This window comes from Corynebacterium striatum ATCC 6940 (genome assembly GCF_000159135.1).
Taxonomy (GTDB): Bacteria; Actinomycetota; Actinomycetes; order Mycobacteriales; family Mycobacteriaceae; genus Corynebacterium; species Corynebacterium striatum.
In genome coordinates this window covers 33,656-34,635 of sequence record NZ_GG667529.1, presented here as the reverse complement: position 1 = coordinate 34,635, position 980 = coordinate 33,656, and the positions used below count along the sequence as shown (strand labels likewise).

The 980-nt window shown below is 54.2% G+C and carries 2 protein-coding genes; both read right to left on the bottom strand.

The window, feature by feature from the left end; all coding sequences use genetic code 11:
* Positions 1-118: 118 nt before the first annotated feature.
* Positions 119-694, bottom strand: a complete 576-nt coding sequence (locus HMPREF0308_RS11525; RefSeq protein ID WP_034657575.1) for an NADPH-dependent FMN reductase — start codon at positions 692-694, stop codon at positions 119-121.
* A gap of 30 nt (positions 695-724) precedes the next feature.
* Positions 725-980, bottom strand: a 256-nt coding sequence (locus HMPREF0308_RS14065) for a hypothetical protein (protein WP_141276892.1), incomplete at its 5' end; no start/stop codon positions are given.

The following is a 980-nucleotide window of genomic DNA, read 5'->3' as shown; positions in this document are numbered from 1 at the left end:
TCCAAAAAGCGGGGAGACTCCGCGTCCACAAAGTCCCTAGACTCCGAGTCCACAAAGTAGCTGGACTCCAAGTCCAAAAACCTCATGGACATAACACCTCTAGAGATGTGCGTGGGTCCTAGCTGGTTAAGGCATTGTCCACCAGAGCCAGGAAGCGCATGACGTAGTCCTTCACAAATTCTGCGGTGTGGTCATTAAGGCGGCCCGAGTCTTCGAAAAGGGTGGGTGATTGGCCGAGGAATACCTCGGGCTGCCCAGGAAAAGGCATATCAAAGTAAGACAGGGCCAATCGGAGGTTCTTCTGTGAGCTGTACCCACCCATGCGCCCTACGGAGTGGCTGATGATTCCTGCGGGAAGGTTCTTCCAAGCCACATCTGAGTTGGGTTTAGAACCGATGTCCACCGCGTTTTTGAGGCATGCGGGGATTGTGCGGTTGTTTTCGGGCGTAATGAAAAGGACTCCGCTAGAGTTCTTGATGGTGTCGCGGAAGGTGGTGTACGCGGACGGAGTTGGCTTGTCCGTGACCGCGGGATCATCGTAGTCGAAGTCATAAAGGGGCAAGTTGCGGATTTCGAGGATGTTTGCCTCGTAGTCTTTCGGGATCATTGTGAGTACTTCGTGCGCAATCTTGCGCGCAATTGATCCGCGACGCAGGCTACCTACGATAACGGTGATGCGTGGGGTGGAAGTCATACTGAACCTTCTTTCTTCATTGGGGCTGGATTAAGGGAGAAAAGGCTTGCAACCGAAAGCTGGCGGCGGGCCGGCACTGTGGGCGGCAGCGAGAAATCCCTCTACTTTGTCATCTTCTTCATTACGGAAATACAGTTCAATTAGGCCCAAGAGCCCTCCCAGGACGGCCTCGCGTGCGGCCGAGGTTTGTAGCAGCCGCAATGCCGCAGGTTGGTTTCCTTCACGAATAGCCTCAAACAATGCAATGGTTTCAAGCCAGCTTCCTTGGTCTGGTCGTGGGAAGGGA

Bases quoted from the DNA above. Each gene is read 5' to 3' on its own strand.
- HMPREF0308_RS11525 (WP_034657575.1), bottom strand. From the start codon at position 694: ATGACTTCCACCCCACGCATCACCGTTATCGTAGGTAGCCTGCGTCGC.